This window comes from Selenomonas sputigena, assembly GCF_026015965.1.
Lineage (GTDB): Bacteria > Bacillota > Negativicutes > Selenomonadales > Selenomonadaceae > Selenomonas.
Genome location: NZ_CP110383.1, coordinates 1,216,188 through 1,233,187, shown reverse-complemented (window position 1 = coordinate 1,233,187; position 17,000 = coordinate 1,216,188). Strand labels below are relative to the sequence as shown.

The following is a 17,000-nucleotide window of genomic DNA, read 5'->3' as shown; positions in this document are numbered from 1 at the left end:
TGTATGAAGAATATTGCAATTTTGGGTTCTACGGGTTCGATTGGACGCCAGACGGTTGATGTGGCGCTTGCACATCCGGAGCTTTTTACTGTTTCCGTGCTCGCGGCGAACGCTAGCGACGAATTGTTGGAGAAGCAGATCGAAGCGCTCTCCCCTGAGCTTGCCGTGCTTGCCGATGAGGCGGCGGCGGCGAGGCTCCAGGCGCGGTACGGCGGCAAGACGCGCATCGAAGGTGGTCGCGACGCCTTCATCGAGGCGGCGGCATATCCGGCGGCGGACATCGTCGTCACGAGCATGATGGGGTTTGCGGGGCTTGCACCGACGATGAAGGCGCTCGAAGCGAGGAAGGATATCGCGCTCGCGAACAAGGAGACGCTCGTCGTCGCGGGCGAACTCGTCATGGCGAAGGCGCGTGAGATGGGCGCGGCGATCCTGCCCGTCGACAGCGAGCACTCGGCGCTCTTTCAGTGCCTGCAGGGCGAGGAGGCAAGATGCGTCGAGCGCATCATCCTCACGGCTTCGGGCGGCCCCTTCCGAGGAAAGACGCAGGACGCGCTCAAGAAGGCGACGGTCGAGGAGTGCCTTGCGCACCCGACGTGGCAGATGGGGCAGAAAATCACGATCGACTCTGCTACGCTCGTCAATAAGGGGCTTGAGGTCATCGAGGCGCATTGGCTCTACGATGCGCCATACGATGCGATCGAGGTCGTCGTCCATCCTGAGAGCATCATCCATTCGATGGTTGGCTTCAAGGACGGCGCCGTCATAGCACAGATCGGACCGGCCGACATGCGCCTGCCGATCCAGTACGCGCTGACGTATCCGAAGCGTCAGTCTTCGACTTTTGAGCGGTTGGACTTTTCCAAGCTCGCGCATCTTTCTTTTGAAAAGCCCGACACAGCGACGTTTCGCGGACTTCCTCTCGCCTACGAGGCGGGGCGTGCGGGCGGCACGATGCCGTGCATCATGAACGCAGCGAACGAGGTGGCCGTCGCGGCATTCCTGGCGGGGAGAATCCACTTCCTCGACATCTATGCGATCATCGAGCGCACGATGGAGAAGTGCGCCGTGCAGAAGGCGCCGACGCTGGACGATCTCTTCGCCGCCGATGGCGAGGCGCGGCGCGTGGCGCAGGGCTTCCTGCAGGAAATAGGGGGTTGAGATGGTCGTAACGCTTCTAGCATCCATTTTCGTCTTCGGCATCCTTGTCCTCGTGCATGAGGTCGGGCATTTCGTGGCGGCGAAGCTCACGGATATGCGCGTCGATCGTTTCGCGATTGGCTTCGGGCCGAGGATCGTCAAGTACACGCACGGCGAGACGGAATACTCCCTGCGTGCGCTTCCGCTGGGCGGCTTCAACGATATCGCGGGCATGGATGCCGCGAACAATACGGCGGGTGAGCGCGGCTATTGCGCGAAGTCGATTCCCGCGCGCATGATCGTCATCCTTGCCGGCTCTTTCATGAATCTCATCCTGCCGATCTTCCTTTTCTTCGGCATTTTCTTTTTCGCCGGCGTTTCTACGCCTTCGAGCGAGCCTGTGCTCGGCACGGTGGTACCGGGGCATCCTGCTGCCAATGCGGGACTCCTTGCGGGCGATCGCATCGTCGCCATCGAGGGTGCGCCCGTGAACTCGTGGCAGGACATTACGAGCCTCATTAAGGACGCGGACGGCAAGGTCCTGCACGTCGAGTACGAACGCGCAGGCGAGCATCAGACGGTGAGCGTCATTCCTGCTTACAACGCGCAGGAGAAGCGCTCGCTCATCGGCGTCAGTTCGTCCGTCACGACGCGCATGCCGGGCTTCTTCGAAGCCGCTGAGCTTGCCGTCACGCGCACGGGCACGACGCTCATGATGATGCTCTCGATGCTCGGGCAGATGGTCACAGGCGCACAGCAGGCCGATCTCGCGGGGCCCATCGGTGTCGCGCAGATCGCAGGCGAGGCGGCGCAGATCGGCGTCGTGCCGCTTTTGAGTCTCACGGCTCTCTTGAGCCTCAATCTCGCGATCATCAACTTGTTCCCGATTCCGGCGCTCGACGGCGGTCACTTCCTGACGCTCGTCGTCGAGGCCGTGCGCGGCAAGCCCCTTTCAGCGAAGGCGATGCACTACGCGCAGATGTTTGGTGTATCGCTTCTCGTGCTCTTGATGCTCTACGCGACGAAGAATGACATCATGCGCATCTTCGTTGGCGGTTGATATTTTTTGTTGAAAAAAGAAGGGTAGACCATGCAGAGGAAGATCACGCGGCAGATTCATATCGGCGCTGTCGCCATCGGCGGCGGGGCTCCTGTCTCCGTGCAGTCCATGACGAATACGAAGACGCAGGACGCACAGGCGACGGTTCGCCAGATCGAGGCGCTCGCGGCTGCAGGCTGCGACATCGTGCGCCTTGCCGTGCCCGACAAGGAAGCGGCAGCGAACATCGGAAAGATCAAGGCGCAGACGAAGGTGCCGCTCGTCGCCGACATCCATTTTGACTATCGCTTGGCGCTTCAGGCCATCGAGCAGGGCATTGATGCGCTCCGACTCAATCCCGGCAATATCGGCGGAGCGGAGAACGTGCGCCGCGTCGCTGAGGCGGCAAAGGCGCGCGGCATACCGATCCGCATCGGCGTCAATGCGGGTTCGTTGGACAAGCGTCTTCTGGCAAAGTACGGTGGCGTCACGGCGGAAGCTCTCGTAGAATCCGCATTGGAGCATGTGCGCCTGTTGGAGGAGCAGGATTTTCATGATATGAAAATTTCGCTCAAGGCGCATGACGTACCATTGACGCTCGCGGCATATCGCCTGATGAGTGAGAGATGCGACTATCCGTTGCATCTCGGCATCACGGAGGCGGGCACCGTACGCTCGGGCATCATCAAATCGGCAGTCGGCATCGGTGCACTTCTCGCTGAAGGCATCGGCGACACCCTGCGCGTATCTTTGACGGGCGATCCGATAGTCGAGGTGCGCGTCGCGCGAGAGATTTTAAAGTCCCTGGGGCTCAGGGATTATGGCCCGACGCTGATTTCCTGTCCGACGTGCGGCAGAACGGCCATCGACCTTCCTTCGATTGCCGAGCGTGTGGAGGAAAGGCTCAGCGGCATCGCGCGTCCCATCCAGGTCGCCGTCATGGGCTGCGTCGTCAACGGCCCGGGCGAAGCGCGCGGCGCCGATGTCGGCATCGCGGGCGGCAAGGGCGTCGGCCTCGTCTTCAGAAAGGGCGAGGTCGTGCGGCGAGTCAAGGAAGAAGAGCTGGTTGAAGAACTGTTCCGCGAGATAGACAGTATCTTGGAGGAAGAGCAGGTTTGAATAAAAGCGTCCGCTTGCCTTGAGCGGCAAAGTGCTTTCATAGATGGGGAATGCAGCGAACGAAGCGCACGCCCTAAGAGGAGGAAGTTTTCATTGCTTACATCGAAGTTATACGCGCCGACGTTGCGCGAGGTGCCTTCCGACGCTGAGATCACGAGTCATCGTCTCATGCTGCGTGCGGGAATGATCCGCAAGGCGGCGGGCGGCGTCTATACGTATCTGCCTCTGGCGTGGCGCACGATCAAAAAGATCGAGCAGATCATCCGCGAGGAGATGGATGCGGCGGGCGGGCAGGAACTGTGCATGCCGATCATGCAGCCGGCGGAGATCTGGCAGGAGTCGGGGCGTTGGAGCGTATTCGGACAGGAGATGTTCCGCCTGAAGGACTGCCATGGCCGTGAATTCTGCCTCGGCCCGACGCACGAGGAGATGATCACGACGCTCGTGCGCGATGAGGTGCGCTCCTACAAACAGCTGCCGCTCCTTCTGTACCAGATTCAAAACAAGTATCGCGACGAGATTCGTCCGCGCTTCGGACTCATGCGCAGCCGCGAGTTCATCATGAAGGATCTCTATTCCTTCGACAAGGACGAGGCGGGAGCCGATGTGTCCTACAAGAAAATGTACGACGCCTATACAAACATCTTCACGCGCTGTGGCCTGAAGTTCCGTCCCGTCGAGGCGGACGCGGGTGCGATCGGCGGCAATCACACGCATGAGTTCACGGTGCTCGCTGCCGCCGGCGAGTCAGAAATTGCGTGCTGCACGGCGTGCGACTACGCGGCGAACGTGGAAAAGGCGGAGCTTCTTCCTATCGACGCATCCGAAGAAGAGGCGCAGCCTTTGAAGAAGGTCGAGACGCCTGCCTGCAAGACCATCGAGCTTGTTGCCGATTTCCTGCGCGTGCCGCTCGAAAAGACGATCAAGGCGGTCGCCTTTCAGGATGAAAATGACGCCCTCGTGCTCGCTTTCGTGCGCGGCGACCATGAAGTCAACGATGTGAAGCTGCAGAATGCCGTGGGGGCGCTTGAACTGCGCATGGCGGATGAGGCGGCGATTTCGGCAGCGGGCGGCGTCGCGGGCTTCATGAGTCCCATCGGCATCAAGAAGGGCACGAAGATCGTCGTCGACAGCACGGTCATGAAGATAAAGAATGCCGTTGCGGGTGCGAACGAGGTCGACGTGCATTATACGGGCGTGAATCCCGTGCGCGATTTCACGGATGTCCTCACCACAGATATCCGCTTGATGACGGCGGGCGATCCTTGCCCGCACTGCGGTGCGCCCGTTGAGATCACGAGAGGCATCGAGGCGGGACAGGTCTTCAAGCTCGGCACGAAGTACAGCGAGGCGCTCGGCGCGACCTTCCTCGATGAGAACGGCAAGGAGAAGGCGCTCTTCATGGGCTGCTACGGCATTGGCGTCGGCAGAACGATGGCGGCGGCCATCGAGCAGCACAATGACGAGCACGGCATCATCTGGCCGCGTGCCATTGCGCCCTACGAGGTCGTGGTCGTTCCCGTCAATGCGAAGGCGTCCGAGCAGCTGGCGCTTGCTGAAGAGGTGTATGAGACGCTTCTGGCCGCAGGTGTCGACGCGATTCTCGATGATCGCAAGGATCGCGCGGGCGTGAAGTTCAAAGACGCCGACCTCATCGGCTATCCGCTGCGCATCACGATCGGACCGAAAGCCTTGGAAGAGGGAAAGATCGAGCTGAAGGTGCGCCGCTCGGGCGAGAGCTTCGACTGCACGAAGGCGGAGTGCTTGGCGAAGGTGCAGGAGCTTTTGAAAGATCTTTGAATTTTTAGGAAGCGCAGATGTGTGAAGATGGGCGACTGAATTTATCAGTGCTTCTTTGACATGGGAGACTGCTGAGAAGGGAGAGGGAACATCATGGAAGGAGAAATCCTCTGGAAGAAGGATCATTACGCCATACGTTACTTCGAGGATGGCGATGAACATCTGCAGTCGCTGGCATTGGGCGATGAGATCGAGGTCCTCGTCAACGACGCATGGAAAAAGGTGAAGGTGGAGGCGAAGAACGGCGAGCCGGTTCTCGTCGGCGTCGGCTATGGCGACGGTATCGGCTGCCAGGCGCGTTTTGAGAAGAAGTAGCCGGAGGCGATGAGCATGGAGAAGATGGGCATAGTGTTCGCCGGCGGCAACGGCAACAGCGCTTATCAGATGGGCGCATGGAAGGCGTTGCGCAGCTACGAGCTTGAGTCTTCCGTCAGCGTCGTCTCCGGAACGTCTTTCGGTGCACTGAACGCCATGATGTTCGCGAGCGACGGCTACGAGAAGGCGGAAGACATGTGGCAGAATGCCGCGAAGCTCAAGATTTCCAACGTGCCGATCACGAAGCTCAAGGAAATCTACGACATCATCGTGACGAGCGGGCTTTCCGGCGTATCGTTCGAGCAGTTTCTCGCACTTTTCGGGCATGGTCTTTTCGATGAAAAGAGTTTCGCTGCGTTCTTGGAAGAGCATCTGGATCTTTCCAAGGTGCGTGAAAGCATCGAGCACATCTTTATCGGAGCAACGAAGTTTCCGACGGTCGAGCCTTCTTACTACGATATCCTGCGCTATCCGGAGAAGATGCGCAAGGTTCTTCTGACTGCGGCGAATGCTTTGCCGATCCTCTACTCGCAGCTGCGTTTTTCCAACGGCGTCGTGCTCTGGGAGGGAAGCTTCACGGATCTCTCGCCGCTCCTGCCCGTCTACGAGGCGGGCGTGCGGTTGATCTTCGTGCTGCACCTGTCACAGAGGAGCACTGTGCAGAAGAACCTTTATCCCGATGCGAAGATTTACGAGCTTTTTCCGCGCCCCGATTTCTCCGATCGCCCGGGCTGCGTCGATTTCACACGCCTCGCTGTCGAAAAGCGCATGAAGGAAGGCTACGGCGATATGGTCGACTTGATTCAGAAGCTCATGAAGGAGGGCGTCGTAAGCTGCCCCATCGGTGATAAGATCAAGGAGGTCAAGGCGAAAGAAGGGGACTTCCTCAAGCAGGCGAAGCGGACGGAGGATCGCGAAGCCGAGCGAAAGCGCAGTGAGATCATGGAACTTTTGACGGAAAAATGAGGCGGGCGGCGCTTTTCTGCTGCCGCTTTTCTTTTGAATTTGTGTGAAAGGTGGAGGCGCATGCGGTATGAAAAGGCTGCGGTCTGGCTTCTGACGGGAATCTTGGCAGGGATGTCGCCGACGGTGCAGACGGTTGATGCGGCGGCTCAGTCGAAGCCGCCGGCTTCGTCCGCTGCCCAAGGTGCGGACGGCAAGACGAATACTGCGGGGACGGCGATGGATGAGGCGGCGTGGGAAGCCGCCTTGGCTGCAGGCGCGACGGTCAGTGCTGTGCATGGGACGGTGACGCCGGATCCGGCTGCAGCGCAAGCGACGCCGGATGCGAGTGCGGCCGCTGGCAAGGCGGATGTTACGCCAGCGGCAAATGCGGGCGCAGCTCAAGCGGAGCGTCCTGCTGAGTCACCGACAGCAAATGAAAAGTCTGATGCAGCGCAGGCGGCGGTGACGTCCGATGGAGGCGCAGCGATGCAGCAGGTGCAGCCTGCGCAGCAGATGCAGCAGGAAAGCGCGGTCGTACAGATGACGCCGCCCGAGGTTCAGGCAGCAAAGACGACGGCAGTTCCGAATGCGCCAGCACGCGTGCAGGAAATCATGCAGAAGTTCCGACTCTCGGGCAATCCGCGAAGCGGTGCCTACAGCTGGGTCTACACGTCGCCGACGTGGACGGCGGAAGCCATCAGCCGCCCGGCGGCGGGCAGCAGTTACTTCCTGCTCGCCGGCTCGGAAAACCTGCGCTTCCAGTCCTTTGACTGCGATGAAGTATGGTACTTTCATGAAGGCTGCGGCATGAGGCTGACGGTGCTCGGCGCCGACGGCACGGTGCGCACCTTCGAGCTTGGCGTGGGCGGCGCGGCTATGCCGATGGTTCTGATTCCCAAGGGACAGATCTTCGCAGCGGAGAATGTTGACTCTGCGGGCTACAGCTTCATCAGCTGCATGACGATTCCTGCCTTGGAGACGGCGGGAATCCGCGTCTGGCAGCGTGAGGAGCTTTTGGCAAGGTATCCGCAGGCGAAGGAAGCGATCGAGCGCTACACCGATGCGCCATGGGGAGCGGCTCGGACGCAGGAGACGGCACAGGCGGGAGGCGATATTCATGGCTGAAATGGTGCGCATGGAAACTTTGGAAGAGATCCGCGAAGGCTGCCATAAGAGTGTCAAGCGGTATGCCGTGCTAGGTGCGGCGAATGCGGTCAATCCGATTCCTGGACTCGACATCGGCGTTGATGCGGGACTCTGCCTGCGCATGATGGCGGATATGCGCGCACGTTTCGGGTTGTCCAAGGAAGCCGAGAGCAAGCTGCGCCACTACGATGTCCTCGTACCGCTCGTCAAGAAGGTGTTTGACTTCGCGACGAAGGAGGGCGTGATGATCGTTTTGAAAAGCTTCGGCAAGCGCTACCTCGGCAAGACGACGGCGAAGTATGTGCCTTTCATCGGACAGGGAATCGCAGCGGCCGCTGGGTATGGCATGATGCGCTGGTTCGCACGCCAGTATATCGAGGACTGCTACGAGCTTGCACGCTTGGCGCGTGAGAATGCGGTCACAATCGATGCGGAGGCGAAAGTACTTCCTTAGTCTTATGGAAAAAATCTGGCAGACATGGTAGCCTTTATACTTGGATTTAAGAATCGACGGGAAGAGGAGAGACAGCGTGAACAGGGTGATCGTAAAAGTCACGGGAGAGCAGAAGGATGCGGCAGGCGATGTCAGCCGCATAGAGATGACGGCCATGGGCGAACATTACTTTCGCAACGGCAAGCACTACATCATCTATGAGGACACATCCCTTGCCGAAGGCGCGCCCGCCTCGACGATGCTTAAGGTCGCGGCAGATTCCCTGACGCTGACGCGGCGCGGCGCCGTCGAGCAGAAGCAGCGCTTCTCACCGCAGAGCGAGAGCCGCAGCCGCTACCGCACGCCCTTCGGCGATCTCGACCTCTGCGTTGCGACGCAGCGTCTCGACATCGCCTACGGTTCCGTTTCAGGTCGGATCGATGTCTCCTACGACATGCACATCAACGGCGAATGGCAGTCGGCGAACGAACTGCACATCGAGGTTGAGGCGGATGTGTCGGAACTGCAGAAGCTGAACTGAGACGCCTTTTCACGGAGAAGATTAGGAGGATTTTTTTGGACATCAAGGAACAGTTGAGCGCAGCCATTCGGCAGGCGGCGCAAAAGGCGATTGCCGACGGCGTGTTTCCGGCAGGAGAACTTGCCGACATCCTGCTCGAAGTGCCGCCGGACAAAAAGTTTGGTGATTTTGCAACGAACTTCGCTATGCAGTCGGCGCGCGTCTTTCGCATGAATCCGAAGAAGATTGCCGAGGAGCTTGTGTCGCGCATCGAGGGTGACTGGCTCGATCATGCGGAGATCGCAGGGCCGGGCTTCATCAATTTCTATCTCAAGGGCAATGTGCTCTATGATCTGCTTCGTCATCTATACGAAGGGGGCGAGGCGTGTTTCAATCTGCCGCAGAAAGATACGGCGCGCATCATGGTCGAATATGTGAGCGCGAATCCGACAGGCCTGCTGCACGTCGGGCACGGACGCGGCGCAGCGGTCGGCAGCGCACTCGTCAATCTTCTGCGAGCGGCAGGCTATCCCGTTCACAGCGAATACTACATCAATGACGCGGGCAATCAGATCGACAACCTCGCGGCATCGGTCAACGCGCGCTACTTGGAACTGCTGGGCAAGGAGACGGTCTTTCCTGAAAACGGCTACCACGGCGCAGATATCGTTGACACGGCGAAGCGCATCGTGGAAGCGGATGGCGAGAAGTATCTCTCGCTGAGCGAGGAACAGCGCCTCGCCGCCTTCAAGGAATTCGCTTTGAAGGAAAAGCTTGCACAGCTGAAGGAGGATCTCGCCGCGTTCAACGTGACGTTCGACGAATGGTTCAGCGAGCGCACGCTCCATCCCGAGGCCGTGCGCGACGCTTGTCAGACGCTCAAGGAGAAGGGAAAGGTCTACGACAAGGACGGTGCCCTGTGGCTGCGCTCGACGGATTACGGTGACGACAAGGATCGCGTCGTCATACGTGACAACGGCGTGCCGACATACCTTGCAGCGGATATCGCCTACCATCGGAACAAGTTGGAGCGCGGCTTCGGCCATCTCATCAACATCTGGGGGGCAGACCATCACGGCTATGTCTGCCGCGTCAAGGCGGCGCTCGCGGCACTTGGCTATGCGCCCGAGCAGTTGGAAGTGCTCCTCCTGCAGATGGTCAGCCTGTATCGCGGCGGCGAACTCGTGAAGATGTCGAAGCGCACGGGCGAGAGCGTGACGCTCGAAGAGCTCATCGAGGAGGTCGGTACGGACGCAGCGCGCTACTTCTTCCTCATGCGCTCACTGGACAGTCAGCTCGACTTCGATCTCGACCTTGCGAAGTCGCATTCCAACGAGAATCCCGTCTACTATATCCAGTATGCGCACGCACGCATTTCGAGCATCTTCCGCCAGGCGGCCGACGCTGGAATCGAGACGGGCGACGCACCCGAGTTTTCGCGGCTCGTCGATGAGACGGAAATCGCCTTGATCAAGAAGATCGAGGAATATGCGGAAGAGATCGAGCGTGCAGCGAGAGAACGTGCGCCGCACCGCATCGCGCGTTTCGCTTACGATACGGCGGGGCTGTTCCACAGCTTTTACAACAAGTGCCGCATCGTAGGCGTGGAGCCTGCGCTCTCGGGCGCACGCTTGGCGCTTGTGGCGGTCGCGAGGAATGTTCTGCGCCATGCTCTGGGGATTCTCGGCATTTCCGCGCCGGAGAAGATGTGACAGGAAGCAGGAGGTCATGATTTTGGAAAATACGGATTACGCGAAGCGCTCGGAGACGGATGTGGCGCATGACATTTTGAGTGAAAAGAACGAAGCGATGTACTACAAGGATCTCGTCATGGAGGTCATCGACAAGAAGCGAAAACCTGTGCAGTCGCTTTCTCATGCGATTTCGGAGGTCTACACGCTGATCAACATGGACAGTCGTTTCCACTATGAGGGAGAGGGGAAATGGGGACTGACGGAGTGGAATCCGCCTGAGGTGAAGCGCACGCATGCCTCGCGCGCGGGCGCTTCTTCCAGTCCCAAGACGTCGCGCCGCCGCGAAAAGCTCTTGGAGGGCATACAGGAGGAATAAGGCTTTTGTGGATGCAGCTTGGCAGAGCATTTGGCCGAGACTGCAGGTGAAGTCGATCTTTTTCGCAGGATATGCCGGAAACAGGGCAGGAGGAAAAAATGGCAAAGTATATTTTCGTTACGGGCGGCGTCGTTTCGTCCCTCGGCAAGGGCATAACGGCTGCTTCCTTGGGGCGGCTCTTGAAGAATCGCGGCATCAAGGTCACGATCCAGAAGTTCGATCCATATATCAACATCGACCCCGGCACGATGAGTCCATACCAGCATGGTGAGGTGTTCGTTACGGACGATGGCGCGGAGACGGATCTCGATCTCGGACACTATGAGCGCTTCATCGATATCAACCTCACGAAAAACTCCAATATCACGGCGGGCAAGGTTTACAACAACGTGCTGACGAAGGAGCGGCGTGGCGACTATCTGGGCAAGACGGTGCAGGTCATCCCGCACATCACGAATGAGATCAAGCAGCGCGTCTATGATGTTGCGGCCGCTGACGGCGCCGACGTCGTCATCACGGAAATAGGCGGCACGGTAGGCGATATCGAGAGCCTGCCGTTTCTCGAAGCGATCCGCCAAGTCAAGAAAGAGGTTGGACGCTACGATGTGCTCTACATCCATGTGACGCTCGTGCCGTACATTGCGGCGGCAGGCGAACTGAAGACGAAGCCGACGCAGCACAGCGTCAAGGAACTTCGCGGCATCGGCATTCAGCCCGACATCCTTGTCTGCCGCGCGGAAAAAGAGATTTCGAGCGATATGAAGGAAAAGCTTGCTCTCTTCTGCGATGTGGACAAGAGCGCCGTCATTGAAAACCTCACGGCGCCGACGATTTACGAGGTTCCTCTGATGATGGCGAAGGAAGGCCTCGACAAGATTGTGCTCGAAAAGCTCCACATGGATTACAGCCCTGCGAACATGGAAGAGTGGGAGAAGATGGTCTTCAAGATCAAGCATCCCGCGAAGAAAGTCAAGGTCGCCATCGTCGGCAAGTATGTGGATCTGCCCGACGCCTACATGTCGGTGACGGAGGCGCTGCACCATGCGGGCATCGCGAACGATACGGACGTCAAGATCGCATGGGTCAATTCGGAGGCGATCGAGGCGGCGGACGTCGAGCTCAGCGAGGTCTTTGCAGGGTGCAAGGGAATACTCGTGCCGGGCGGCTTCGGCGACCGCGGCGTCGAGGGCAAGATTCGCGCCGTGCAGTACGCGCGTGAGAACGCGATTCCGTTCCTCGGACTGTGCCTCGGCATGCAGTGCGCCGTCATCGAGTTTGCGCGTCACGTCTGCGGCATGACAGACGCTCATTCGACGGAATTCAATCACGAGACGAAGCATCCCGTCATCGACCTCATGCTCTCGCAGAAGGACGTCGAGGACAAGGGTGGGACAATGCGCTTGGGGGCTTACCCGTGCAAGCTTCGGGAAGGCTCGAAGAGCCTTGCCGCTTACGCGGAGGAAGAAATCAGCGAGCGCCATCGCCACCGCTACGAGTTCAACAACGATTTTCGTACCGAGCTTGAGGGGGCGGGGCTTGCCGTTGCGGGAACGCTGCCCGACGACAGCCTTGTCGAGATCGTCGAGGTCAAGAACCATCCGTGGTTCGTCGGCTCGCAGTTCCATCCCGAGCTGAAATCGCGTCCGAACCATCCGCATCCGCTGTTCCGTGATTTCGTGAAGGCGGCTCTTGAAGTGAAATGAGAATCTTCCTGACATTGCTCTTGGCGGCGCTTTTCTGCAGCGCCGCCGTTTTTTCGGAGAATGCTGCTTCCGCTTCGACGCAGGGCGCAAATACTTGGATAGCACAAGGTCTAAGGCCGGAGAGCGGCGTCGTCGAGGGCTTTTACGGCAGACCGTGGACGGAAGCCGAGCGGCGCATGATGCTGCACTTCTTGGGCGAACACGGCATGAATCTCTACGTCTACGCGCCGAAGGACGATCCGTACCATCGCGAGAAGTGGCGTGAGCCGTATCCGTCGCAGGAGATGCTCGCGCTGAAGCGCCTTGCCGCCGAGGCGCGGACTTCGGGCGTGGAGTTGGTCTTCGCTGTATCGCCGGGACTTGACCAGCGCTTTTCGGGTTGGGCGGGCGAGGCGGATGAAAAGACTATGCTGCGAAAGCTGGAATCTGTTCATGAGATGGGCGTAGAGCGCTTCGCCATATTCTTCGACGATATTGAGCACAAGGACGGCAGGGCGCAGGCACTTTTCGTGAACCGCCTGAATGAGGAGCTTTTAGCCCGTCACCTCACGGAAAAGCCACTGTTTGTCGTGCCGACGGAATATTTTCTGCAAGATATGGAGACTGCTGGCGTGGCGAAGCCCTACACGCGTGAATTTGCCGCGCAGCTCGATGACGATATCGTCGTTCTGTTCACAGGAGAAGGCGTCGTGCCCGAAGGCATAAGCGCCGAAGATATGACGGAGGCTGAGCGCCTTTATGGGCGGACGCTCGGCATCTGGTGGAACTATCCAGTGACGGATTACTTGCCGGGCAAACTCGCGCTTGGCCCCATACAGGGATTGGATGAAACTGTGGCGGAGCGTGCGCCCGTCTTCTTGATGAATCCGATGGAAAAACCCTATCTTTCGCGCATCGCCTTGGCTACGGGCGCAGAGTGGCTCTCTTCGCCCGCCTCGTATGATGCGGAAAGAGCTTGGTATACCGCCATCCGTGAGCAATACGGCGGCTTGGCGGGAGCGATGGAACTTTTCGCGCTTCATTCGCGCCGCATGGAAAAGGATTGGGCACATACGGGCGCACTCGATGCGCCTTTGCTGAAAGAGCAGATGGAAGCTTTCTGGCAAAAGGTGGAGCGTGGGGAAAGGGCCGACAAGGAAGCGGAAGCTCTCGCAAAGGAATTTCGTCGCCTGAAGCGTGCTGCCAAGCAGTTGAAGGAGAAGCTTCCACCGGAAACTCTTGCCGAATGCCTGCCGCAGCTCCAGCTCTTCGCTCAATATGCGGAGTCGGCGGAAACGTCCCTCGCGATGGTGAAAGCGCGGCGCGAAGGACGCTTTGCGCACGAGACGGCGCTTTATCAAAAAATCAAGGATGTTCCAACAGAGTGGCAAAAAAAGGAAGAACCGCGTCTCTCCGAGCAGGTGCTCGCAGATTTTCTCGCGAGGGCGAAGGCGTGGCATGAAATGCAAGAGGTTGGCGGAGGACGGAGGGGAAATTAGCCGATCGGTCTGCGCCTTGACCTCTTGGAAGGTTATGCTAGAATATATCAAAGATGTATGGATGTGCATTTTTCGTAGAGGAGGAGTTCTTTATGTCGTTTCTTGATTTGGCGAAAAAGCGCTATTCTTGCCGCAAGCTTTCGGCGCAGCCCGTGGAGGAGGAGAAGCTGCAAAAGATTTTGGAGGCGGGGAATCTAGCGCCGACCGCCCACAACAATCAGCCGCTTCATATCTGGCTTCTTGAGAGCGCTGAGGCGATGGAGAAGGTTTCACAGACGACATCCTTCATCTTCGGCGCACCCGTCGCCTTTGTTGTGGGCAGCAAGGCGGATGATGCTTGGGTACGTCCCTTTGACAAGAAAAACTTCGCCGATGTCGATGCGAGCATTGCGGCGACACATATGATGCTGGCGATTGAAGACTTGGGACTTGGGACGACGTGGGTAGCGCATTTCGATGCGCCGAAGCTCAAGGAGTTTTTCCCCGAGATGGCGGATTATGAGCTTGTGGCGATCTTCCCTGTCGGCTATCCTGCCGAGGATGCTGCGCCCTCGCCGCGTCATGCCGAGCGTGTGGGTGTAGAGAAGCTTGCCGATCGGCTTTGAGGGATCGCTTTTGCCCCGCTGCACATATGGTGCGGCGGGGTTTTGCTCATGAGGAGAGAGACGGATTTTGATAGATACGAGGAGGACTTATGACATACGTTGAGCGATTGCAGGATATTGTGCGTACGCTGCGCTCCGAACATGGCTGCCCATGGGATCGGAAGCAGACGCATGAGAGCATCAAGCCAGGCTGCATAGAGGAAGCAGTCGAGGTGCTCTGCGGCATCAATATCCTGAAGGAGACGGGAAGGGCGGAAAACCTGCGTGAGGAGCTTGGAGACCTTCTGCTGCAAGTGATCTTTCATGCGCAGCTTGCCGAAGAAGAGGGACTGTTCACGTTGGAGGATGTGGCAAAGGCTGCCGCAGAGAAGATGGTGCGCCGCCATCCGCACGTGTTCGGCAAACCGGTCAAGGATGCGTCAGGCAAGCCGCTGACGGAATGGAAGGAAATCAAGGCGTGGGAGAAGTGCGGTCGAGAGTGGGAAGAGGACTACCTACCCGGCGCCTTTGCGGAAGCCGTGCAGCTTTTGCAGAAGGCGAAGGAGCGCAAGAAATTGCAGTAGGGGGCAGGTGTGTGAAGATGGGCGGCTGAACTTTATCCGTACTTCCCGTAGTGAAACCGTTGTTGACAATATGACAGCTCCGCTATATAATGTCAGATAATATACTAAACATATATGAATTAGAGAGGCAAAACATTATGTCAGCTATCGAAAACATCGAAGTATATATCGAGGAAGAATTTCAGTGGTTTCACCGCCATCCGGAGCTTTCTTATGAAGAAGTGGAAACGACGAAGCGTATCCGCGCCTCCTTGGAACGTGCGGGCATACGCATTCTCAAATTGCCGCTTTCGACAGGAATTGTTGCGGAAGTGGGCGAGGGTGAGCCTGTCGTTGCCTTGCGTGCCGATATCGACGCCCTGCCCATCGAAGAGCAGACGGATTTGCCGTACCGCTCGGAGAATGAGGGACGCATGCACGCCTGCGGGCATGATTTTCATACAGCATCCGTTCTCGGTGCGGCGCTTCTGCTCAAAAAGCGCGAGATGGAGCTGAAGGGGCGCGTGCGCCTGTTCTTCCAGCCAGCAGAGGAGGCGCCGGGCGGGGCTAAGGTACTCATGGAGGCAGGAGCCCTGCGCGATGTACAGGCAATTTTCGGACTTCACGCGTCGCCCCTTTTGACGGTTGGCACGGTTGGCATATCGGAAGGTGCTGTCACGGCGGCAGTCGACCGCTTCGTATTTCGCTTCATCGGCAAGGGGACGCATGCCGCGCATCCGCAGCGCGGCATCGATCCGATTCCTTTGGCGGCGGGATTCATCCAAGCGGTGCAGACCGTCGTCGCGCGCAACCTTCATCCGTTTTCGGCAGGGCTTGTGAGCGTCACGCATGTCGCCGCGGGCAATACGTGGAACGTCATCCCTGAAGAAGCGCTCGTCGAAGGAACGACGCGCAGCATGGATGGAGAAGAACGCGCCTTGATTCGTAAGCGCGTCTGTGCTTTGGCTGAAGGTCTGGCACAGGCGCATGGCGCTGAGGTGGTGACGGATTGGTACGAAGGGCCGCCGGCGACGGCGAACGATGCCTTCTGGACATCGTTTTCCAAGCGGGTGGCAGAGGCGTGCGATTTGCAGATTGTGCCTGCTCCGAAATCTTTGGGCGGCGAGGATTTTGCCTTCTATCAGGAGAACGTGCCAGGCTGTTTCGTGCTGGTTGGAACGGGATTGTCCGCTGCCATCCACAATCCGAGCTTTCGCGTAGACCCCGCTGCGCTCGCGCCGACGGCGCATTATCTAGCGGAACTTGTGCAAGGGGCGCTTATTCAGAGCGCTCCCTGAGCAGGGCAATCTCTCTTGCATATCCTGCATCGTCGTTCGGTGTTTCCAAGATGAAAGGCAGATGGCGAATCTTCGGGTGACGGATGACGCGCGTCAGGGCTTCGAGCCCGATTTCTCCCTCGCCGATGCGTGCATGGCGATCCTTGCGGGCAGCACGGACGTTGAGGCTGTCGTTGAGATGGACGGCATGGAGGCGGGAGAGGCCGATTGCACGGTCGAATTCTTCAAGTACGCCGTCGAGATCGTTTGCGATGTCATATCCTGCATCCCAGACATGGCAGGTGTCGAGACAGACGCCGAGCCGTTCCTTGCAGTCTACGCGCTCGATGATGGCGGCGATTTCCTCGAAGCTGCGCCCGACCTCCGTTCCCTTGCCCGCCATGGTCTCCAGGAGCACGATCGTCTTCTGCGCCGGATTGAGGACGTCGTTCAAAAGGTCTGCGATAAGCTCGATGCCTTTTTCTGCGCCCTGCTGTACATGGCTGCCGGGGTGGAAGTTGTAGAGCGTGTTCGGGATATGTTCGAGACGTGCGAGGTCATCTACCATCGCCTCGCGTGCGAAGGCGCGTAGAGTATCCTTGGCGGCGCAGGCGTTCATTGTATAGGGTGCATGGGCGACGAGCGTGCCGATGCCGTGCTCTTCGCGATATTTGCAGAAGGCGCGTACGTCGTCCATGTCGAGTGGCTTCGCCCTGCCGCCGCGCGGGTTGCGTGTGAAGAAGGCGAAGACGTTGGCATCGAGGTTCACTGCGGCCTTTCCCATGGCGAGATAGCCACCGGCGGACGAGAGATGACAGCCGATTTGAAGCGTATGGTTTGTCTTTTGCATGGCAGGGACTCCGTTTCA

At 58.7% G+C, this 17,000-nt stretch carries 17 protein-coding genes; 16 read left to right on the top strand and 1 reads right to left on the bottom strand.

The genetic code is table 11. From position 1 onward, the window contains the following. Window positions 1-3 precede the first annotated feature (3 nt). From OL236_RS05960 to OL236_RS05885, 16 genes are all read left to right on the top strand, one after another. Complete coding sequence (locus OL236_RS05960; protein ID WP_265071702.1) at window positions 4-1,161, top strand: 1-deoxy-D-xylulose-5-phosphate reductoisomerase; 1,158 nt, start codon at window positions 4-6, stop codon at window positions 1,159-1,161. 1 nt (window position 1,162) lies between these two features. Beyond that, window positions 1,163-2,200 carry an RIP metalloprotease RseP gene (gene rseP / locus OL236_RS05955; protein ID WP_009645685.1) on the top strand — a complete coding sequence of 346 codons (1,038 nt, stop codon included), beginning with the start codon at window positions 1,163-1,165 and terminating at the stop codon, window positions 2,198-2,200. Between the two features lie 30 nt (window positions 2,201-2,230). After that, entirely contained in the window at window positions 2,231-3,298 is a 1,068-nt protein-coding gene (ispG, locus tag OL236_RS05950) for a flavodoxin-dependent (E)-4-hydroxy-3-methylbut-2-enyl-diphosphate synthase (protein WP_265071701.1), read from the top strand. A gap of 93 nt (window positions 3,299-3,391) precedes the next feature. Next, on the top strand, window positions 3,392-5,098 hold the full coding sequence (locus OL236_RS05945; RefSeq protein ID WP_265071700.1) for a proline--tRNA ligase: 1,707 nt from the start codon (window positions 3,392-3,394) through the stop codon (window positions 5,096-5,098). A 93-nt stretch (window positions 5,099-5,191) separates the two neighbouring features. Continuing rightward, window positions 5,192-5,413, top strand: coding sequence for a DUF5348 domain-containing protein (locus OL236_RS05940; protein WP_265071699.1), 222 nt, complete (start codon window positions 5,192-5,194; stop codon window positions 5,411-5,413). Between the two features lie 15 nt (window positions 5,414-5,428). After that, window positions 5,429-6,379, top strand: a complete 951-nt coding sequence (locus OL236_RS05935; protein WP_265071698.1) for a patatin-like phospholipase family protein — start codon at window positions 5,429-5,431, stop codon at window positions 6,377-6,379. Between the two features lie 60 nt (window positions 6,380-6,439). Continuing rightward, a complete protein-coding gene (locus OL236_RS05930) occupies window positions 6,440-7,483 on the top strand; it encodes a cupin domain-containing protein (RefSeq protein WP_265071697.1) in 1,044 nt (347 codons plus the stop codon). Continuing rightward, window positions 7,476-7,958, top strand: coding sequence for a DUF697 domain-containing protein (locus OL236_RS05925; protein ID WP_006191867.1), 483 nt, complete (start codon window positions 7,476-7,478; stop codon window positions 7,956-7,958). The genes OL236_RS05930 and OL236_RS05925 overlap by 8 nt, the downstream gene beginning before the upstream one ends. Before the next feature lie 76 nt (window positions 7,959-8,034). Then, the gene (locus tag OL236_RS05920) at window positions 8,035-8,478 is read left to right on the top strand and encodes a DUF1934 domain-containing protein (RefSeq protein WP_265071696.1); all 444 of its coding nucleotides are present in this window, start codon (window positions 8,035-8,037) and stop codon (window positions 8,476-8,478) included. Window positions 8,479-8,513: 35 nt separating this feature from the next. Continuing rightward, on the top strand, window positions 8,514-10,169 hold the full coding sequence (argS, locus tag OL236_RS05915; RefSeq protein WP_265071695.1) for an arginine--tRNA ligase: 1,656 nt from the start codon (window positions 8,514-8,516) through the stop codon (window positions 10,167-10,169). A gap of 16 nt (window positions 10,170-10,185) precedes the next feature. Then, entirely contained in the window at window positions 10,186-10,527 is a 342-nt protein-coding gene (gene rpoE / locus OL236_RS05910; protein WP_265071694.1) for a DNA-directed RNA polymerase subunit delta, read from the top strand. A gap of 98 nt (window positions 10,528-10,625) precedes the next feature. Further along, the gene (locus OL236_RS05905; protein ID WP_265071693.1) at window positions 10,626-12,230 is read left to right on the top strand and encodes a CTP synthase; all 1,605 of its coding nucleotides are present in this window, start codon (window positions 10,626-10,628) and stop codon (window positions 12,228-12,230) included. Next, on the top strand, window positions 12,227-13,708 hold the full coding sequence (locus tag OL236_RS05900; RefSeq protein WP_265071692.1) for a protein O-GlcNAcase: 1,482 nt from the start codon (window positions 12,227-12,229) through the stop codon (window positions 13,706-13,708). Before OL236_RS05905 ends, OL236_RS05900 begins: the two co-directional genes overlap by 4 nt. A gap of 92 nt (window positions 13,709-13,800) precedes the next feature. Continuing rightward, entirely contained in the window at window positions 13,801-14,313 is a 513-nt protein-coding gene (locus tag OL236_RS05895; protein ID WP_265071691.1) for a nitroreductase family protein, read from the top strand. 89 nt (window positions 14,314-14,402) lie between these two features. Next, window positions 14,403-14,876, top strand: coding sequence for a MazG nucleotide pyrophosphohydrolase domain-containing protein (locus tag OL236_RS05890; RefSeq protein WP_265071690.1), 474 nt, complete (start codon window positions 14,403-14,405; stop codon window positions 14,874-14,876). A gap of 137 nt (window positions 14,877-15,013) precedes the next feature. After that, window positions 15,014-16,153 carry an amidohydrolase gene (locus tag OL236_RS05885; protein ID WP_265071689.1) on the top strand — a complete coding sequence of 380 codons (1,140 nt, stop codon included), beginning with the start codon at window positions 15,014-15,016 and terminating at the stop codon, window positions 16,151-16,153. Here OL236_RS05885 and OL236_RS05880 read toward each other — a convergent pair. Continuing rightward, entirely contained in the window at window positions 16,134-16,982 is an 849-nt protein-coding gene (locus OL236_RS05880) for a deoxyribonuclease IV (RefSeq protein ID WP_265071688.1), read from the bottom strand. The genes OL236_RS05885 and OL236_RS05880 overlap by 20 nt on opposite strands. Between the last annotated feature and the right edge of the window lie 18 nt (window positions 16,983-17,000).